The following is an 18,620-nucleotide window of genomic DNA, read 5'->3' as shown; positions in this document are numbered from 1 at the left end:
TCCTCACAATGGGAGCGCTCAGGCTAAGCTTAAAGGTCACTTTAAGGTCAAGCGGGTAAAGCATGAATATCGGCGAGTTGGCAAAACTCAGCGGCCTGTCGGCCTCAAAAATTCGCTTTTACGAGGCTGAGGGTCTTATCCAGGTTGAACGGCAAGCCAATGGCTATCGCCGTTATGCGCCCCAAACCCTGCAGGCGTTGCAGTTGATCCAAGGCGCTCAGCGCGCAGGTTTCAGTTTGCAGGAGCTGAAACAGCTGATGCCGGATGCCTCGCCCAGCGAGGCCAGGCGGGCAGAGATTGTCTTCGGGCTTGAGCGAAAGATCGAGGAAATCGAGGTGATACAGGCGCGCCTGGAGCAAAGTAAGGCTGAGTTGCGGGCGGTGATCGCGACGGTCAAGGCCCACCCGGAAGGCGAGCCTTGCTTGATCAGCGGGAGCTCGCTCCCGCGTGCAGAGGTTATTACCAGTCGACGGCATAACTCAGGCTGAACGTACGGCCTTCAGCATTCGGGTAGGGCGCGCGGGCGTTGGCCTGGGCAAACATGTTCTGGTAGTTGCGGTTGGTCAGGTTGTAGACCCCGCCCTCCAGGCGACCCACCGGCAACGCTACCGAACCTAGCAGGTCGAACAACGTGTAGCCCTTGATATCGCGACCGTTGTTATCGTCGAACGCGGCGTCATAGTTGGCCAGTCGCATGCCTTGCAGGCGCAGGTTGTAGTCGCCACGGTCGTAACCCACGAAGGCAGTTGTCTTAGCCGGTGAAATACGCGTGGCAGGCAGGTCGATCCATTTGCCGTTCTGGTTGGTCTCGCCCTTGGCGTACGCGTAAGTGCCGCCCACCGACCATTGATCCGTCACGTTATAGGTCAGCGTTGTTTCCGCGCCGCGCACGCGTTCTTTCTGGTTGATCAAGCGCAGTACGCGGTCGTTGGCGTCATAGAACTGGGTGACGTCCGAAGTGTTCTCGTACGCCGTGACGCTGGCCTGCCACTTGTCCCAGTTGCCACGCCATCCCAACTCATAGCTGTTGACCTTGAGTGCCTGGGCATTGAGTTTCTGGATGTCAAAGGTGCTGTTGACGTCACGCAGGAAACGCTGGATATCCGGCAGGGAAAAGCCTTGGCTGAAGTTGGCGAACACGTCCTGATTTTCGCTCAAGTGGTACACCGCGCCGAGGTTGTACAGGGTGTCGTTGTATTTCAGGGTGCCGCCGGGGAGGGTCGCCCGATTGCCTGTCTGGACGATTTCCCCGTAGGCGATGCTGTCGGAAATCTCGCTGTCGATCCATTCGCGGCGCACGCCGCCACGCAGTGTCCAATCGCCAATGTCGTAGGACAGTTGACCGAAGATGGCCTTGTTGGTGGTCGTGATGTCCGGCCCCATTTCAAAGGTCGTACCGGTCTTGGTGTAGCTCAGCCCATTGACCCGGTATTGGTCACCGCGCTGGGTTGAGGTTTCGTGATTGTAATCGGCGCCCCAGACCAGCGTGCCGGTGGCCGGGCCGATGTCCGGCATGGCGCTTTCGATGGCTGCCCGCAGGCCGTACACATCCTGCACGCTATTGTTGTCGGAAATCCCGGCTCTGCCCCGTGACAGGTCCGGAAAGAACAAGGCGTCGGCGCGCCGCCAATAGCTTTCGACCTGCAAGCCCTGGCCGTAGAAATCCTTGTCGGTGTAGTTGAGGTTGACGGCCTGGTTGTGAGTGAACGGTTGGTCATCCAGGTCCAGGCCTTTTACCGCGACGGCTTCGCTGGTGATGCGTGGGTTCTTGGTGTAGTGGGTATCTTGTTGGTCTTTGTAGTCCTGCAGCGACAGGCTGATTTTCTTGTCAGCGTCCAGCTCGTAGCCGAAGCGACCTTGCAGGTCGTAGGTGTCGGTGTCCATGTTGCTGCCCTGGGACGTGTCCTGGGGGATGCGGTGGCCGTTACCGTCAAATTGATCGTTGCGCTGTACGCCGTTGGCCGATACGTACCAGTCCAGCGCGTCCTTGCGCCCGGTGGCGCTCTGGAACACGTCGTAGGCAAAACCTTTCTTGTTGAGGTTGTTGCCGGAAGTCAGGCCAATCTTGCTGCTGAATGCCAACTCCTCACCGTTGTTGCGCTTGGTGATGATGTTGATGATGCCGCCGGATGCGCCCGCTCCGTACACACTGCTGGCGCCGGAAATCACTTCGATGCGCTCGATGCTTTCCGGGGCGATGCTGTTGAGCTGGCGGAAGTTGTCTCGCGTCGAGTTCTGGGAAACCCCGTCGATCAGCACGAGGGTGTTTCGCCCGCGCAGAGTCTGGCCGAAGTTACTCATGCCTCCGGTGGAGGGGGAAATACCCGGAACCAGTTGGCCGAGGATGTCAGAGACGCGTCGTCCCGCACCGGTTTGCTGGGTGATCTGCTCTTGGCTTATCACCTGCACAGAGCCGGGAATCGAGGCGATACTGGCCTCTGTACGGGTGGCGGACACCACCACTTCCTGTAACTGCATGGCATTGGGCGTGGTGGGCGCCGTTTCGGTTTGATCAGCCCACGCCGGGGTGCTCAACGAGCCGATAAAGGGCAACAGGATAGAAAGTTGGATTTTTTTCATTTTTTTCTTTTTTAGTGTTGAGAAGTGTTGGTTGTGGAAACAGTCGTTTCTGGCATTTTTGAGAAAGACCGAATGGCGCGAATACCCAGTGCAGCCAACGCGTACGTGAGGGCGACGAGCCAGAAGCTGTGTGCCAACCCAATGAGGCCCATGCCGATGCCACCGATCAGGGCTCCGCACAACGCGCCAGCTTTGGCGGCGCTGTTGCCCAGGCCCAGCGCGAAGCCTTGTTGGCTGGACGCGACCGTGTTGGCGATCAAGGTGTAAGCGACGGGCAGTAGCGCGCCTTGCCATACGCCCCAGAGCAAGCGGCTGGCAATAAAGCCCATCCATTCACTGGCGACCGCGGTAAAAGCCAGGGTCAGTGCGCAGGCCCAGGCAACCCATTCAATGACACGCAGGGTGTGCGCCGGTTGATGGCGGTCGAATAACCGACCCCAAAGCGGCGCGGACAGTGCGAGCGTGGCGGCGCTGGCGGCATAACTGGCGCCGATCAGCCAGGCGGGCGCGTGCAGGATGTCTGCCACGTATAAGGCATAGAACGGCTGCGGCATCATTTTGGCCGCTTGAATCAGCACGATGACGCCGAGCATCGCTCCCAGCCAACCCTTGGGTAGCTGGGTATGTGCCGGTTTTTGCTTGTGTGTTACGCGCTGCGTATCGCTAGGCAAAAACACACTGATCGCCGCGCACAAAAGGCAAATGACGGTGGCGCTGTAGCACAGCAACGCGAACCCCGAGACATCCATCAGCCAGCCACCCAGCACTGGGCCGGCCAGTGAGCCAACGGCCGTCGCCGATTGCAGGCGGGCAAGAATTTGCCCGCGCCCCCCGTCACCACAGCAGGCCAGAGCGTAGGCTTGGGCCGCTGCAATAAACCCGGCGAGCGCCCCTTGCGCCACCCTGATGCCCACCAATAGCCATGGATCGAAGGTGATTGCGGCCAGGGCCTGACACACTGCCAGCGCCAGCAACGCCCGAATGATCATGGGCTTGTGGCCGGTTCGATCACCCAGGCGCCCCCAGGCGGGGGTCAGCACCATCGCCGCCATCATCGGCCCGGCGTACACCAGTGAAGACAGCAGGCCGGTGTACTGGGCGTTGGCGATGCCAAGCAGTTTCTGGATCTGCAAGGGCCAGAAAGGGCCGCTCATTTCCATGGCGCCCATGGACACCAGTTGAATGCAGACCAGCAACCGCAGGGCTGCGCTGTTAGTTGCCATCGACTTGAACGCTCAGCGGGTTGCACAGGCGCCCGACGATATCGGCATGGCTCTCCAGCAAGCGCATGCGCATGAACGATTTGGCCGGCCAGTCCTGTTCCAGCAAGGCCTGGCGTTCCGTGGCCCAGCGCTGCGGTTCGACCTGGCCGCGCAGGTCGTCGAAGCATTGGCTGACCTGTGAAGCCAGTTCACCCCACAGCAGCGCCTGGGGGACGTCGAATTCGCGGGCACCGAGCAGCACCAGCTCGCCCAAGTGACACATGAAAACCGTGTGCAGGAGTTTGTCGCGCACGAAGCCTGCGTCGTCATACAGCGTCATCTTCGGGTCGTGCAGTTCGATGTCCAGGCCCTGCGCATGCAACGTCTTGCGGTCGATACGGATATCGCCGAAGTCACGCAACAGCAGGCGGCTCAGTTGTCCGTCTGCGGCCATGATCATGAAGCTGTTCTGCTGGTGGGCTTCGAAAGCCACGCCGTAGCGCAGGTACATATTCAGCAGGCCGGGCACTGCAATCGCAACGTAATCACGGAAGAACGCTTGCATGGCGCCGCTATCGTCCTTGCCCTGTGCCAGATGCACCCACTGTCGCAGCAGCGGCTGGCCGTGCTGGTCGACGGCGAACAGGCTGCCGACCGGAACCGCTATTTCCCCGGGTTGCAGTTGGTTCAGCGGGTTGTCCCTGTATAGCACCGCCAGGTGACGAGAGCGCTCGTCGTCTGCCGGTTGTGGTTTGAAGTGCACGCCGATGCGTTCGGGAACGATGCCGAGAATCTTCTGAACCTCCGGCTCGCGAGCCAGGATGGTTTGCATCAAGTGGCTGATGCGCGGGCCCATGCGCGCCGAGCGTGGCGATACGGTGCGTTGCACGCTGGTCAGGCGCAGTGAAACCGGCAGCTTGACCATCGGTGCATCACGCCGTCCCTCGGGCAACACGGTGCGGAACGACATGGTGGGATGTGCGGTAAATGCGACGATGTCGGTCAGCACCAACAACCGGTCGCCGATTTCGTTGGCAAAGGTCTGTGGCAGCTCCTGGCGGGCTTGCCACGGGTGCGCAGGCAGCGGCAGGTAGTCTGCGGCCTCAAGGCCTTGGCGCGTCAGTTCAGCCGTCAGTTGCTGGGCCGCCTGTGGAAAGTGGGCTTGCCACCACTGCCAGTAGTCGGCGGTGCCAGCCAGTGATTCGACATGGGCAAACTGGCGGTGCAGCGCGCAGAGGATCACCGGAAAGCGGGCTTCGAACTCCGGTGAAAAATCGATGACTTGGTCGGTGCTCAAGCCAAGCTTGGTCTTGTAGTTGGGGTGCCATGGGTGGCCCAGGGTGCCCCATTGCTCAAGTAACGAGGTCGGGTTGGCAACGCGTGGATCGTCTTTGAGCCATCCCAGCAGATTGTCGCTGTGTGCCGGGTCCATGGCCTCGTGCAACTGGAGCGTCCACTGCTGATGGAACGCCAGGCACAGCGTGTCGTTGGTGAAGCTGTCATCGAGTTCTTCGTTGAGGCGGTGCAGCACCTCGGGGGCGGCAGGCGCCTGGAGATCGTTGTTGAGCAGGGTCAGCAGTTCCGAAGGAAACTGGACCTTGTGAGGTGGGTATTCCCCGCTGTGTGCGGTGATATTGCCACGCAGGTCCCAGCTGCTCATGCGCCCCGGGAGCAAATGGTCGAAGCACAGGCGGGTTTGGTTGCAGAGGGTCAACCAGCATCGGTGGTGGTCGTCGTACTCAAGGGCGTTTGCGTTCAGTAACCCCTCACGGAACAGCGCCTGAATCAAACGTTGGAAGCTGCGCTCGGCGGCTGGCGCCAAGGTGTTGATCAGGGAGTCGAGTGTGATGCGATGGGCTTGGAAGAGGGGAGTGCCGAGTGCCTCGCTCCAGCGAGTCAGTAGCCATTGCGGTTTTGTGCTGTATTCGTACTTCAAGTGGGAGTCCTTTTGCGCAGCCTTGAGTAAAAGCAGGCGGAGGATACCCATTTAAAATGCGGAAACCAATGATAATCATTGTTATTCGCAGCGCTGTTTTTGTATTTTGATACAGTCGACGGGCCTTCCAGTGGTCCGAATAAACCTCTCTATCCCGCGGATTCATTGACGTTTGTGGATGGCTTAATGTTCTGACGGAATGCTCTGTATCGAAGTGTAAATATTACTGACGCGAATACAGGACCGTTCCTACGGCCCATTTGGGGCTGTCTCGGGTTGCCCGATTTTCTGCAGGCATAAAAAAACACCGCGTACCTTGCGATACGCGGCGTTCCTTTACAGCAACAAAACCTTAGGCTTGAACCACAGGAATGTTGGCGCTTGCAGCAATTTCACGGAACTCGGCGATCTGGTCAAAACTCAGGTAACGATACACGTCGCTGGCCATGGTGTTGATCTTCGCAGCGTATTCCATGTACTCCTCGACGGTCGGCAAGCGACCCAGGATGGAAGCCACCGACGCCAGCTCAGCCGAAGCCAGGTAGACGTTTGCGCCGTCACCCAGGCGGTTCGGGAAGTTACGGGTCGACGTCGACACAACGGTCGAGTTCGGCTCTACACGTGCCTGGTTACCCATGCACAGCGAGCAGCCCGGCATTTCCATGCGCGCGCCAGCCTTGCCGTAGATGCCGTAGTAGCCTTCTTCGGTCAGTTGGTGAGCGTCCATCTTGGTCGGCGGCGACAGCCACAGACGGGTTGGCAGCTGACCCTTGACCTGATCCAGCAGTTTGCCGGCAGCGCGGAAGTGACCGATGTTGGTCATGCACGAACCGATGAACACTTCGTCGATCTTCTCGCCAGCAACGCTGGACAGCAGACGGGCGTCGTCCGGATCGTTTGGCGCGCAGAGCACAGGCTCCTTGATGTCGGCCAGGTCGATCTCGATGATTTCAGCGTATTCGGCGTCAGCATCGGCAACCATCAGCTCAGGGTTGGCAACCCAGGCTTCCATCGCTTGGGCACGACGTTCCAGGGTACGCGCATCGCCGTAGCCTTCACCGATCATCCAGCGCAGCAGGGTGATGTTGGAGTTCAGGTACTCGGTGATGGATTCTTTCGACAGCTTGATGGTGCAACCGGCAGCCGAACGTTCAGCCGAGGCGTCGGACAGCTCGAAAGCCTGTTCGATGCTCAGGTTGTCCAGGCCTTCGATTTCCAGGATGCGGCCGGAGAAGGCGTTCTTCTTGCCTTTCTTCTCTACGGTCAGCAGGCCAGCCTGGATCGCGTAGTAAGGAATGGCGTGAACCAGGTCACGCAGGGTGATGCCAGGCTGCATTTCACCTTTGAAGCGCACCAGGATCGATTCCGGCATGTCCAGCGGCATAACGCCGGTGGCTGCGGCGAACGCCACCAGGCCGGAACCGGCCGGGAACGAAATGCCCATCGGGAAACGGGTGTGGGAGTCACCACCGGTACCGACGGTGTCCGGCAGCAGCATACGGTTCAGCCAGCTGTGGATGATACCGTCGCCTGGACGCAGCGATACACCGCCACGGGTCATGATGAAGTCAGGCAGGGTGTGGTGGGTGGTCACGTCGATCGGCTTTGGATAAGCCGCGGTATGGCAGAACGACTGCATTACCAGATCGGTGGAGAAGCCCAGGCACGCCAGGTCTTTCAGTTCGTCACGGGTCATAGGACCGGTGGTGTCCTGGGAGCCGACGGTGGTCATCTTCGGTTCGCAGTAGGTGCCTGGACGAACGCCAGCCACGCCGCAGGCCTTGCCGACCATTTTCTGCGCCAGGGTGTAGCCCTTGTCGCTTTCAGCCGGTGCTTCCGGCAGCTTGAACAGGGTCGAAGGTGGCAGACCCAGCTCGGCGCGAGCCTTCTCGGTCAGGCCGCGGCCGATGATCAGCGGGATACGACCGCCGGCACGGACTTCGTCCAACAGGACCGGGGTCTTCATTTCGAAGGTGGTCAGGACTTCATCGCTGTTGTGCTTGGTGACTTTGCCAGCATGCGGGTACAGGTCGATCACGTCGCCCATGTTCATGTTGGTAACGTCGAACTCGATTGGCAGTGCGCCGGCATCTTCCATGGTGTTGTAGAAGATTGGAGCGATCTTGCTGCCGAAGCAGAAGCCGCCAGCGCGCTTGTTCGGCACGTAAGGCACGTCGTCGCCGAAGAACCACAGTACCGAGTTGGTTGCCGATTTACGCGACGAACCGGTACCGACCACGTCACCGACGTAGGCGATCGGGAAGCCTTGGCTGCGCATTTCTTCGATCTGCTTCATCGGGCCGGTCTTGCCTTGCTCATCCGGCACGATACCGTCACGGGCCATTTTCAGCATGGCCAGGGCGTGCAGCGGGATGTCAGGACGGGACCAGGCGTCCGGGGCAGGGGACAGGTCGTCGGTGTTGGTTTCGCCAGACACCTTGAACACGCGCAGGCTGATCTTGTCGGCCAGGGTCGGGCGGTTCTTGAACCACTCGCCGTCGGCCCAGGACTGGATCACGTCTTTGGCGTGCTGGTTGCCGTTCTTGGCTTTTTCCGCGACGTCGTGGAAGGCGTCGAACATCAGCAGGGTGTGCTTGAGTTGGGCGGCAGCGACGGGAGCCAGGGTGGCGTCGTCCAGCAGCTCGACCAGGGTCACGATGTTGTAGCCGCCTTGCATGGTGCCGAGCAGTTCAACAGCGCGTTTCTTGTCGATCAGAGGGGAGGTGGCTTCGCCCTTGGCCAGGGCAGACAGGAAACCGGCCTTGACGTAGGCAGCTTCGTCAACGCCTGGTGGAATGCGGTTGGTGATCAGGTCAACGAGGAATTCTTCTTCGCCAGCCGGAGGATTTTTCAGCAGCTCGACCAGGCCTGCGGTTTGTTCGGCGTTAAGCGGCTGGGGAACGATACCCAGGGCTGCACGCTCTTCGATATGTTTGCGGTAGGCTTCAAGCACAGTTATTACCCTCATCAGTGGTCCCACGGGACGCTCATCCAGAAAAGCACGGCACGCATGCGCTCAGGGGCTTTTTGGGCCGTAGAGCCAGCGCTGCCGGCAATCCTCACAGAAGCTGCTTTCAAAGTTTTACGCCTGCAGAACGGAGCTGATGAGGGTTGGCGCTGGCTATTTACCGGGTAAATAACCATCGCCAACACCGTTCTTTAGGAACGACTGTGCTCGTGACGCTTTGAAAACAGCTTCCAACGGATTATTGGCGCCTTACAAGGCCGGATGATTCTACGGCAAAAAAATTCTAAACGTAAGTTGCCTCGCCAAGTTTGCGGGGTGATCAACCTTAGACAAAGGGCTAACATGTGCAACTGTTTCGCTGATTTGTGCGTTGTCGACCATGTCTAACCAAACCATCAAGACCCCTTGCGTAGGCCTGTGCTCCACGGTTTACGGCGATCTTGTGTGCCGGGGGTGTAAACGGTTTCACCATGAGGTGATTCAGTGGAACGGGTATAACGAGGAAGAAAAGCGTGCGGTCTGGCTGCGGCTGGAGCAGTTGTTGGTGCAGGTGATGGCCGGGAAGCTTGAGGTGTTTGACCCGAAAATGCTGCGGGGGCAGTTGGAGCAGCGCAAGATTCGGTTTGTGCCGCATCAGTCGGAGTACTGCTGGGCGTATCAGTTGATTGCCCGGGGGGCTCGGGTGATCAGCAATCTTGAGGCTTATGGGATGGTGTTGATGCCGGAGTTTCGGGATTGGGGGTTGCCTGAGTTGCGGGATGCGATAGATCGGGAGTTTTTTATTTTGTCTGAGGCGCATTATCAGCGGTATATCGCGCCGGGGTTTCTCAGGGATGCGTTTGGGGGGTGATTGAGTACATATCCGTTATTTGGGTAACGGCCGCTTATGGTTCCGCTCTTACAGCGGCTCACTTTGGAAAAGCCCCAAAGTAAGCAAAGGGCTCTGCCCCGCCTGTCGGCGCCTCGCTGTGGCTCGGCGTTCCCTCACTCCGGCATTGCTCCGCGGGCCGCCGCGACGGGCCATCCATGGCCCGGCGCGGCTAAACCGGCGTCCTGCCGGTTTACCCGCTCCGCACTGCCTGCGTTCGGCCTCGGGCTGAGTGGGGCAGTCAGATCAAAATCAAAAGCAAAAAGCAAAAGCACAGCGGCCTACCGGCCGGCTTGAGTGTTAAAAGCAAAGGCAAAGACCAGAGCGAAAGCCAAATCTGAAGCTGATTTAGCTCTGCTTTTCTGTGGGAGCTGGCTTGCCTGCGATGCAGACAACTCGGTTTTTCAGACACACCGAGGTGATGCAATCGCAGGCAAGCCAGCTCCCACATTTGACCGTGTCTGCTTTTGATTTGGCTGTTGCACTTGCTGTTGCTGTTGCTTCACCACACTCAAGCCGGCCGGTAGGCCGCTGTGCTCTTGATCTGCTTTTGATCTTGATCTTAGGCGCCCCGTTAAACCACGCTGGCCGAACGCAGGATTTGGAGCGTGGGTAACCCGGCAGGACGCCGGGTTAGCCGCGCTGGGCCAAGGATGGCCCATCGCGGCGGCCCACGGTCCAAAGCCGGAGGGCACACCGAGCCTAAGCGAGGTGCCGAGTGGTGGGGCAAGAGCCTTTTGGTTACTTTTGGGCTCTTTTCAAAAGTGACCCGCTGTAAGACGGAACCAATAGCCGCCATCACCCAAAAACGGATATGCCCCCAAAAAAAGCCTCACCCATTAGCCAGCTCTTCCAGATGATCCATCAACTCCTGCGGCTTAAGCACCAACACATCACTGTCCACCGCATCCAGCACCACCTCCGCCGTATTCCCAATCAACGCCCCCGAAATCCCCGTACGCGCCACCGTACCGATTATGGTCACCGCCGCCTGCCACTTATGCACGGCATGAGGAATCAACACATCCGCGGGCCCTTCCTCGATATGCAGATGCGTGTCGTCAATATCAAACTCCGCCTGAAACGCCTTGCACTGCTCACGATACCGGGCCTCGATCGTCTCCTTGAGCTGAAACACCGGATCAGCCGCCGACAACATCGGCGACGGGTGCGCACTGATCACATGCAACTGCGCCTTGGCCAGGCTCGCGATATCAAACCCATGATCAATGATCGAGTTATGCAGCGCCTGATGCTCCGCATCAGAATTCCCCACGTCGATGGCCGCCAAAATCACCCCGCCAGCCCAGGGCGTGGATGTCTTCACCAGCAGCACCGGAGTAGGGCAGTAACGCATCAGCTTCCAGTCGGCAGGCGTCAACAGCGCCTTTTTCAGCGGACTGTCCGCGAAATGCTGCTTGACCACCAACCCACATCCCTCAGCCTGCTGCACATCGATGATGGTTTCATGCAGGCTGTCATTCCACGCCTGTTCAGTCGTGACGCTATAACCATCCTCCTGCAAACCGGCCTTCAGCAGGCTCAACATCGCCGAATGCTCGTGCTTCTTGTCACACACCAACAGATGCAAATGGGCCCCGGTGACGCCGGCAATCAGCTTGGCGCGCTTGAGGGCCAGGCTTTCCGAATGCTCGGGCTCGATGACCACCAGGATGCTGCGGATGGCTTGCATGGTCGGGTTCTCCAAAAAGGGTGGGCGTGGAACAACTATAGTTGCTGCTCGGCACACGTCATGTTGATGCACATCAAGCCCGGTGGCTGGCGGTCTGCGGCGCGGTCGGTATAATCGCCGGCCTTTTGTGAATCTTTGCCCGTGAGCCCGATGAACCTGCCAGAAATCCACGAATTCCTCGGTTGCCGCACCCCCGACGGCTGGGTCCAGGCCGCGTTGGCCGACCAGGAAACCTTGCTGATCGACCACAAGAACTGCGAATTCAAGGCCGCCAGCACCGCCTTGAGCCTGATCGCCAAGTACCATTCCCACGTCGACCTGATCAACCTGATGTCACGCCTGGCCCGGGAAGAACTGGTGCACCACGAGCAAGTCATGCGCCTGATGAAGAAGCGCAAGATCGAGCTGCGCCAACTGTCCGCCGGCCGCTACGCCTCGGGTTTGCGCAAAGTGGTGCGCAGCCATGAGCCGGTCAAACTGGTGGATACGCTGGTGGTCGGCGCGTTTATCGAAGCCCGCAGTTGCGAGCGTTTCGAAGCACTGGTGCCGCATTTGGACGAAGAACTCGGCAAGTTCTACTTCGGCCTGCTGAAAAGCGAGGCCCGGCATTTCCAGGGTTACTTGAAACTGGCTTACCAGTACGGTGACGCAAAGGACATCGCCCAGGTCATTGACCGCGTACGCGCCGCCGAGCAGGACCTGATCGAATCACCGGACGTCGAGTTCCGCTTTCACAGTGGCGTGCCAGCCTGACGCAACCGCTGCACCGATCAGCGCGGTGACCCCGGCGAGTATCAGGATCACCGCCTGTGTCCCCAACGGCGCCGCCAGCAAAGCAATCAATAACCCGGCCAGTGGCTGCGAAAGGTTGTTAAGCAAGGTCAACACACCCACCGTCTTGCCAAAGTCCTGAACCGGGATTATCCGCTGGCGTGTGCTGCGGATGTACACGTTGAACATCTTGTCGAAGCCGGTCAGCAGCAGGAAACCCACGGCATAAGCCCACACATTCGGGCTGAGAGCGGTGATCAGCGCACCCACGGCAATCATCGAATATGACAGACCGCCCAGCACCTTGAGCGGCAGGGAAGCGCGCGCCAGATAGAACAGAATGGCGATAGTCACCACGGCACCCGCCGCCTGCAGCCCGGCGTAGGTGTCCTTTCCAGCGGCGTACTGACCAATGACCATCGCGGCTGATGTCGCCAGGGTTACACCGATAATCAGGTTCACACCTACCGCCAGCGCGATGATCTTCTTCAGCTCCGGCAGGTCGCGGATATGCCCGAAGGCAACGCGCAACGGCTGCAGCCAGATGTCGTTGTGCTGCTCGAAGGTTTCAAGATTGACCGTGGTGTGGCGTTGCCAGATGCGCATCGCCAGGTCCGCCAGCAGGAACAGCCCGGCAACCCCCAGCACGACCCAGTGCCAGGCCCAGACGCCCAACATCAGCGCGGCCACCAGTGGGCCCAGCACCAACCCGGTCTGGTCGGCAATCTGCGAGTAGGACAAGGTCTTGGCGTAGGTGTAATGCTTGAAGATATGCGGCATCAACACTTCCCGGGCCATGATGCCCTGGGTGGTCAACACGCCACACAGCGCTGAAAGGATCACGATCCAGTAAATGCCGTCGAACATCCCGTACAACAGCACAGCGACCACGCAGGCCAGTGCCCGATAAACCTGGCTGATATGCAGGATGCGCACGGCGGGATACTTGTCGCACAATGCCCCGCACACCGGGAACGACAGGTAGCGCGGCAAGGACTCGACAAAAAAGGCCAGCCCGGCCCACGACACACTGTTAGTGGTCTGGAATACGATCAACGGCACGATGAACAACAGAATCTGGTCGGCCAGGCGTGACAGAAACAACGAAATGAAGAAAGCCAGGTAATCCTTGCGCATGCTGTGCTCGTGTCCGTGAGTCAAATCGTCGTCAGTAGCCGGAGCCGGATTTATCCGTGAGGTTGTGGCGCTCATCGCCTTTGAGCGGCGGGTTGAATACGCTGACCAGCACCAGATCCTGCTCCTTCCCGCCTCGCAGGTAATGGCGGTCGTGCTGGTCCAGCACATAGATGTCACCGGGGCGGATAGGGTAGACGTTGCCGTCCATGTCTTCCACCTCACCTTCGCCAGCGATGCAGTAGCAAGCCTCCAGGTGATTACGGTAGTGCAGCAGCGACTCAGTGCCGGCGCGCACGACGGTGTGGCACACGGTATAACCCATCCCGTCCTTTTCCGTCAGCAGCCGATGGCTGGTGCCAGCGCCCCATTCGACAAAGTGCGCGGTGTTTTCTATGTCTGATTTATGACGAACGAACATGATCCTCTCCCGCTATGTGGGTAAAGGGCCATGATTCTCTTGTGTTTGTGGTGTTGTCATCAGCGACACTTCCGAAAAGCGTGTGGGGCGCGCCTGTCGGACCGTGCCGAGTTAAAGACTGCGGTGAAACTGTTAAAAACTCTTAAAAGCATGAAGCTTCGTCGGCCAGTAATGGCCAGCTGCTTTAGTCTGCCGGCTTGCCCCCTATAATGCGCACACTTCAATCCGCGCGTGCACTGGAAATTTATGGATAACTTGGGTCTCGGCAAGGTCTTGCTCGTGGAGGACGATCAGAAGCTGGCAGGGCTGATCGCCCATTTCCTGTCCCAGCACGGCTTCGAAGTGCTGGCCGTGCATCGGGGTGACCTGGCGCTGGCGGCCTTCCTGGAGTTCAAGCCCAAGATCGTCGTGCTCGACCTGATGCTGCCCGGCCAGAGCGGCCTGCATGTGTGTCGCGAAATTCGCAACGTGTCCGACACGCCCATCGTGATCCTCACCGCCAAGGAAGACGACCTGGACCATATCCTCGGCCTGGAGTCCGGCGCCGACGACTATGTGATCAAGCCGATCAAACCGCCCGTGCTGCTGGCCCGCCTGCGTGCCTTGCAACGCCGCCAGACGCCGGAACCCACGGTGCGGGGCTCCCTTGAGTTCGGCCGGCTGGCCATCGATCGCAGTTGCCGAGTGGTGAGCCTGGGCGGCGAGAAGATCGACCTGACCACCATGGAGTTCGAACTGCTGTGGTTGCTGGCCAGCGCCGCCGGGAAAATCCTCTCCCGCGACGATATCCTCAACCGCATGCGCGGGATTGCCTTTGACGGGCTCAATCGCAGCGTCGACGTGTACATCAGCAAGCTGCGCGGCAAGCTCAATGACAACCCTCGGGAACCGGTGTGCATCAAGACCATCTGGGGCAAGGGCTACCTGTTCAATCCGTTCGCCTGGGAGGTCTAGATGTTACGGCTGTTTCTGCGTCTGTATATCATCCTGGCTATTGGCTTGGCCGGGGCGATCTGGCTGGTGAACTACACCTTCGATGAGCTGCTGCCGGAGGCCAACGAAACCTACAACCGTGAGGCCCTGCGCGGCCCGGCTTATGGGGTGGTGGAACAATTGCGGCCGGTGACGGGTGAAGCCCGCGCTGCTCGCCTGGTTGACTTGCAGCCGCACTACGGACTGCGCCTGGCGCTGGTGCAGAAGGACGCGCTGAAACTGACCGAACGTGAGCAGCAACTGCTGGCCGGGGGCGAGTTGGTGGTGCGCGGCGATTTCATGGAGTTCATCTCCAACATCGACGGCGGCCAGCAACTGCTGCAAATCAAGCTGCCGGAAGAGCCCAAGTGGTTGTACATGTGGGCGTATGGCTTCCTCGGCCTGTGCCTGGCGATTGTCTTGTACTTCTGGGTACGGCCCCATTGGCGTGACCTGGAGCATATTCGCCTGGCCGCGCAACGTTTCGGCGACAACGACCTCGGCTCGCGCATCCTGCTGCCGCGCCGCTCCACCGTGCGCGAGCTGGCGGGGCACTTCAACCAGATGGCCGAGCGCATCGAAAGCCTGATCGCCAATCAACGCGAGTTGACCAACGCGGTCTCCCACGAACTGCGCACGCCGATTGCACGGCTTTCCTTTGAGCTAGACCAGCTCAAGCAACAGGCCGACCCACGCCAAAGCCGCGCGCTGATCGCCGACATGTACGCCGACCTCGGCGAGCTGGAAGAAATGGTCTCGGAACTGTTGACCTATGCCAGCCTGGAACGTGGGGCCACGCAGATCACCCGGGAAAGCATCGAGGCTCACAGCTGGCTCGACAGTGTGATCGGCAGCGTCGCCCTGGAGGCCGAGGCGGCAGGCGTGCAGTTGCTGCTGCGCACCTGTGAAGTCGATTACATCCGCATCGAGCCGCGCTTTATGGCCCGGGCGGTGATCAACCTGTTACGCAATGCGATTCGCTACGCCGACCGGCGTGTGGAAGTGTCGCTGGTAAAATTCGGTGCCGGCTACGAAGTGCGGGTGAATGACGATGGGCCTGGGGTGCCGATGGAAGGGCGGGCGAAGATTTTCGAACCGTTCCTGCGCCTCGATGCCAGCCGCGACCGCCGCACCGGTGGCTTCGGCCTCGGCCTGGCGCTGGTGCGGCGCGTGTGCCAGTGGCACGGCGGGCAGGTTGAAGTGCTGGATTCGGAGTGGGGCGGGGCATCGTTTCGGATGACCTGGGCGTATGCCGAATAACCATCCAGGAGCCACCGATCGTTCCCACGCTCTGCGTGGGAATGCCTGCCGTGACGCTCCGCGTCACCCATGCGCAGGACTTTAGCCTTGCATCGACGGCGGGACGCGGAGCGTCCCAATAGGCATTCCCACGCAGAGCGTGGGAACGATCGCCTTAGAACGTGTACTCGACCATCCCCATCACTGACGTCTGCAACCGGCGCTCTACAATCGGGCTCTGGCCAGCCTTGTCCGCCAGGTATTGCACATCCAGCAGCGTCGAAAACTGGGTGTGATCGCTGATCGGCAAACTCCACACCAGGTTCATCCCGTTGCTGACATTGCCGCCGCTGGCCTTGTAAGCCTTGAAGCGGCTCTGCGCGGCCTGGCCGGTGGTGACGCCGTACCAGGTCTGCAGGTAGTTGCTGTCGCCAAAATGACTGCTGAGGCTGGCGTCCAGCGAACCGTAGTCGCCGTCATACAGGTTGGTGCCCAGGCTCAGTTCCAGGTGGGTGAAGGCCTTGCCGGAGTCCTTGTGATCATCCTCTTCAAGTGCATGCTCGAGGGTGGCGCCGAGAATCACCCCGCCCAGGTTATAGCTGCCACTGATGCCTACTTGGGGGCGGGTCTTGATTTCGCCCATGCCCTTGAGTTTCTTCGAGCCCGGGCGACCGCTCCTGCTTTCATCCTTTCGATTGCCACTGGCGCCGACGTAGGCGCTGAAGCTCGCGCCGCCGCCGTCATAACCCCAGCCCAAGCCCTTGTCGGTGTCGAGGAAAATCCCCCACGGGCTGACGATGGCCGCACCCAGCACCGGCGCGGTCACCCGCTCGTCGCTGCCGCTGTAGCGGGGCAGGTTGGCCACGCCGGCCTTGAGGGTGTATTCCCAATCGTCCGCCAGCAGGGTGTCGGCGCTGGACAGCAGACACAGCGATGTCAGGGACAGGCAGAGGTTTTTTGAACGCAGGATGGTCTTCATGTGAGGTCAGAGACTCAGGGGGTTGTGGGGAGAATCAGTACGTTTGAACTGGTAGCCAGAGGCACTCAGGCCATTGATCTGGCGGCTCACGGTGTCCCCCAGGCCATAGCCGTTGCCGGCAAGCACCGCGTGGGCGTTGTCCACGGGCAGCAGGATGTAGTCGGTCAGTGGTTCGTCGTGCAGTTGGCCGCGAATCACCAGGAAGCCGTTTTCCAGGCGCACGCTGATGCCGCTCAAGGGCGCGTCGGGCTCATGGGTGTTGAGCACTTGATAGGTGCCGATGGTGTCGGCCCAGGCATTACTCAGCGGGGTCTGTTCGATGCGTTCGCCCACGGGCACGCGCTGGCCATGGCTGCGGGCGGTCAGCATCTGGCGCCCTTGCACCGTCACCACGTCCAGCTGGACGCGGCCCAGTTCACCCAGGTCCTTGAGCCAGAAGCCGAGGAATTTCTGCTGCGCCCGCAGCCAGCCATGGCCGTCCCGCAGCAGTTCGAAACGGGTGTCGGCCAACTCGCCATACAGCTGACCGTTTTCGTCCTTGATACGGAAAATGCCCCAGGCCGTGGCGTAGAAACCGGCCAGGCGCTTGCGGTCGATGGCAGCGGGCACCTGGCGGATTTTCAGACCGTGGGCCGGCTGTTGGCAGTCGTCAGAACACACCGGCTCGCCGGTCTGGGCCTGGAGCATCAGGCGCAGGGTGTCGGTGGTCAGGGACACCACCATCTCTTCGGCGTTGCTGTCGTTGGCCATGACAATCACCGCCAGTTGCTGGTCCGGCAGCATCGTCAGTTGCGCGGCGAAATCATCACCGCCACCGCTGTGCTGGTAGGTGCGTATGCCGGGGCCGACCGGTTCATCACCACAAGGGGCGAGAAACCACCCCAGGCCCATCTGGCAGTCGAAGTCCAGGGCGTTGCCGGTGTTTTGCTGGGTGAACATTTCATCAATCGACTGGCTGCTCAGCACCTGTTTGTCTTTGTAGAGGCCTCGGGCGAAGAGCATGCGCACGTAGTGGCTGAGGTCCTTGGGGCTTGCCCACAAGCCACCGGCCGCGAGGTCGCGCACCTGGGCGTCGGCGCTGACGGTGCCATCCTCATAACCCCGGGCGCGGAAGCTCAGTTGTGCGCCGGTACCGACGAAGCTCGACTGGTTCATCTCCAGCGGTTTGAGCAGGCTGCTTTGCAACCGGTTTTCAAAGTCTTGCCCGCTGCTGCGCTCGATGGCGGCACCGGCCAGGGCGTAGCCGAGGTTGGAATAGGCCACCTGAGTGCCCGGCGGCGTGCTCAGCCATACCCCGGAAATACGCATCGGCATCTGGCCCATGGCGAAGGTGCTGCGCACGTCCCGCAGGTGTTCGCTGGGCAGGCCGGACTGGTGGCTGAGCAGGCGGCGCAGAGTGATGTCGCGGTCGGCGGCGGTCTGGTCGGAATGAAAGCGCGAGCGTACGTAAAACTCTCGCAGGGTGTCCTGGATCGGGGCGTCGAGGGCCAGGCGCTGTTGCTCCACCAATTGCAGGGCCGCGGTGGCGGTGAGCAGTTTGGAGAGGGCGCCGGCGCGGAACGCGGTGTTGGGGGTCACCGGTTTGCCCAGGGCTTTGTCGGCAACGCCGAAGCCGTGGGCCCAGATCAGTTCCTGGCCATTGACCAGGGCGATGGACAGGCCGGGTATGTTTTGCCTGGCCATTTCAACGGGGATGCGTTTTTGCAGGTAGCGAATGATTGCGCTGTAGTCGCCCTTGGGGATGGGCGGCGGAGCCGGCGGTTGGCCGTGGCAGCCAAGGCTGCCCAGCAGGCAACCCAGCAGCGGAATACTGCGCAATGTGCGAAACATGATGAGCACCCGAGGGGTGGTTTGGAT

At 60.3% G+C, this 18,620-nt stretch carries 14 protein-coding genes; 5 read left to right on the top strand and 9 right to left on the bottom strand.

Annotated elements, in window-relative coordinates; all coding sequences use genetic code 11:
• Nucleotides 1–62: 62 nt before the first annotated feature.
• Nucleotides 63–488: a MerR family transcriptional regulator gene (locus tag BLU46_RS00460; RefSeq protein WP_063030015.1), complete on the top strand. Its 426-nt coding sequence runs from the start codon at nt 63–65 to the stop codon at nt 486–488.
• Here the strand turns inward: BLU46_RS00460 and BLU46_RS00455 are convergent.
• The 4 genes from BLU46_RS00455 to acnB form a co-directional block, all read right to left on the bottom strand.
• Entirely contained in the window at nt 460–2,580 is a 2,121-nt protein-coding gene (locus BLU46_RS00455; protein WP_063030017.1) for a TonB-dependent receptor, read from the bottom strand. The two genes, BLU46_RS00460 and BLU46_RS00455, sit on opposite strands and share 29 nt — an antisense overlap.
• 11 nt (nt 2,581–2,591) lie before the next feature.
• Nucleotides 2,592–3,803: an MFS transporter gene (locus tag BLU46_RS00450; protein WP_093197117.1), complete on the bottom strand. Its 1,212-nt coding sequence runs from the start codon at nt 3,801–3,803 to the stop codon at nt 2,592–2,594.
• Nucleotides 3,793–5,769 (bottom strand): IucA/IucC family protein, encoded by a 1,977-nt coding sequence (locus BLU46_RS00445; protein WP_231988853.1) that lies wholly within the window; start codon nt 5,767–5,769, stop codon nt 3,793–3,795. Before BLU46_RS00445 ends, BLU46_RS00450 begins: the two co-directional genes overlap by 11 nt.
• A gap of 301 nt (nt 5,770–6,070) precedes the next feature.
• On the bottom strand, nt 6,071–8,671 hold the full coding sequence (gene acnB / locus BLU46_RS00440) for a bifunctional aconitate hydratase 2/2-methylisocitrate dehydratase (RefSeq protein WP_063030021.1): 2,601 nt from the start codon (nt 8,669–8,671) through the stop codon (nt 6,071–6,073).
• A gap of 394 nt (nt 8,672–9,065) precedes the next feature.
• Between acnB and BLU46_RS00435 the strand changes: the two genes are divergently transcribed.
• Complete coding sequence (locus tag BLU46_RS00435; RefSeq protein ID WP_093197112.1) at nt 9,066–9,536, top strand: DUF1289 domain-containing protein; 471 nt, start codon at nt 9,066–9,068, stop codon at nt 9,534–9,536.
• Between the two features lie 850 nt (nt 9,537–10,386).
• Here BLU46_RS00435 and BLU46_RS00420 read toward each other — a convergent pair.
• Entirely contained in the window at nt 10,387–11,247 is an 861-nt protein-coding gene (locus BLU46_RS00420; RefSeq protein WP_017480433.1) for a universal stress protein, read from the bottom strand.
• Nucleotides 11,248–11,397: 150 nt separating this feature from the next.
• On the opposite strand from BLU46_RS00420, the gene miaE reads away from it, so the two are divergent.
• Nucleotides 11,398–12,000, top strand: a complete 603-nt coding sequence (miaE, locus tag BLU46_RS00415; RefSeq protein WP_063030025.1) for a tRNA-(ms[2]io[6]A)-hydroxylase — start codon at nt 11,398–11,400, stop codon at nt 11,998–12,000.
• Here the strand turns inward: miaE and BLU46_RS00410 are convergent.
• Both BLU46_RS00410 and BLU46_RS00405 read right to left on the bottom strand, forming a co-directional pair.
• A complete protein-coding gene (locus tag BLU46_RS00410) occupies nt 11,956–13,155 on the bottom strand; it encodes an MFS transporter (RefSeq protein ID WP_093197108.1) in 1,200 nt (399 codons plus the stop codon). The genes miaE and BLU46_RS00410 overlap by 45 nt on opposite strands.
• Before the next feature lie 31 nt (nt 13,156–13,186).
• Nucleotides 13,187–13,573 carry an ectoine synthase gene (locus BLU46_RS00405; RefSeq protein ID WP_063030030.1) on the bottom strand — a complete coding sequence of 129 codons (387 nt, stop codon included), beginning with the start codon at nt 13,571–13,573 and terminating at the stop codon, nt 13,187–13,189.
• A gap of 246 nt (nt 13,574–13,819) precedes the next feature.
• Here BLU46_RS00405 and BLU46_RS00400 point away from each other — a divergent pair, with 246 nt between their 5' ends.
• Together BLU46_RS00400 and BLU46_RS00395 are read left to right on the top strand one after the other, a co-directional pair.
• Entirely contained in the window at nt 13,820–14,527 is a 708-nt protein-coding gene (locus BLU46_RS00400; RefSeq protein WP_017480435.1) for a winged helix-turn-helix domain-containing protein, read from the top strand.
• Nucleotides 14,528–15,805: an ATP-binding protein gene (locus tag BLU46_RS00395; protein ID WP_063030032.1), complete on the top strand. Its 1,278-nt coding sequence runs from the start codon at nt 14,528–14,530 to the stop codon at nt 15,803–15,805.
• A gap of 154 nt (nt 15,806–15,959) precedes the next feature.
• Here the strand turns inward: BLU46_RS00395 and BLU46_RS00390 are convergent, their stop codons facing one another.
• Nucleotides 15,960–16,763, bottom strand: coding sequence for a MipA/OmpV family protein (locus BLU46_RS00390; RefSeq protein ID WP_093197103.1), 804 nt, complete (start codon nt 16,761–16,763; stop codon nt 15,960–15,962).
• Between the two features lie 6 nt (nt 16,764–16,769).
• Nucleotides 16,770–18,593 carry a serine hydrolase domain-containing protein gene (locus BLU46_RS00385; RefSeq protein ID WP_093197099.1) on the bottom strand — a complete coding sequence of 608 codons (1,824 nt, stop codon included), beginning with the start codon at nt 18,591–18,593 and terminating at the stop codon, nt 16,770–16,772.
• Nucleotides 18,594–18,620 lie beyond the last annotated feature (27 nt).

Origin of the sequence: Pseudomonas yamanorum, assembly GCF_900105735.1 — a bacterium.
Taxonomy (GTDB): Bacteria; Pseudomonadota; Gammaproteobacteria; order Pseudomonadales; family Pseudomonadaceae; genus Aquipseudomonas; species Aquipseudomonas yamanorum.
Note: the sequence above shows the minus strand (reverse complement) of the source record. Positions and strands in the feature narration are given on the sequence as shown.

Coding starts and splice junctions, on each gene's coding strand:
- BLU46_RS00460 (WP_063030015.1), top strand. CDS start 63: ATGAATATCGGCGAGTTGGCAAAACTCAGCGGCCTGTCGGCCTCAAAA.
- BLU46_RS00455 (WP_063030017.1), bottom strand. CDS start 2,580: ATGAAAAAAATCCAACTTTCTATCCTGTTGCCCTTTATCGGCTCGTTG.
- BLU46_RS00450 (WP_093197117.1), bottom strand. CDS start 3,803: ATGGCAACTAACAGCGCAGCCCTGCGGTTGCTGGTCTGCATTCAACTG.
- BLU46_RS00445 (WP_231988853.1), bottom strand. CDS start 5,769: ATGGGTATCCTCCGCCTGCTTTTACTCAAGGCTGCGCAAAAGGACTCC.
- BLU46_RS00435 (WP_093197112.1), top strand. CDS start 9,066: ATGTCTAACCAAACCATCAAGACCCCTTGCGTAGGCCTGTGCTCCACG.
- BLU46_RS00420 (WP_017480433.1), bottom strand. CDS start 11,247: ATGCAAGCCATCCGCAGCATCCTGGTGGTCATCGAGCCCGAGCATTCG.
- miaE (WP_063030025.1), top strand. CDS start 11,398: ATGAACCTGCCAGAAATCCACGAATTCCTCGGTTGCCGCACCCCCGAC.
- BLU46_RS00410 (WP_093197108.1), bottom strand. CDS start 13,155: ATGCGCAAGGATTACCTGGCTTTCTTCATTTCGTTGTTTCTGTCACGC.
- BLU46_RS00405 (WP_063030030.1), bottom strand. CDS start 13,573: ATGTTCGTTCGTCATAAATCAGACATAGAAAACACCGCGCACTTTGTC.
- BLU46_RS00400 (WP_017480435.1), top strand. CDS start 13,820: ATGGATAACTTGGGTCTCGGCAAGGTCTTGCTCGTGGAGGACGATCAG.
- BLU46_RS00395 (WP_063030032.1), top strand. CDS start 14,528: ATGTTACGGCTGTTTCTGCGTCTGTATATCATCCTGGCTATTGGCTTG.
- BLU46_RS00390 (WP_093197103.1), bottom strand. CDS start 16,763: ATGAAGACCATCCTGCGTTCAAAAAACCTCTGCCTGTCCCTGACATCG.
- BLU46_RS00385 (WP_093197099.1), bottom strand. CDS start 18,593: ATGTTTCGCACATTGCGCAGTATTCCGCTGCTGGGTTGCCTGCTGGGC.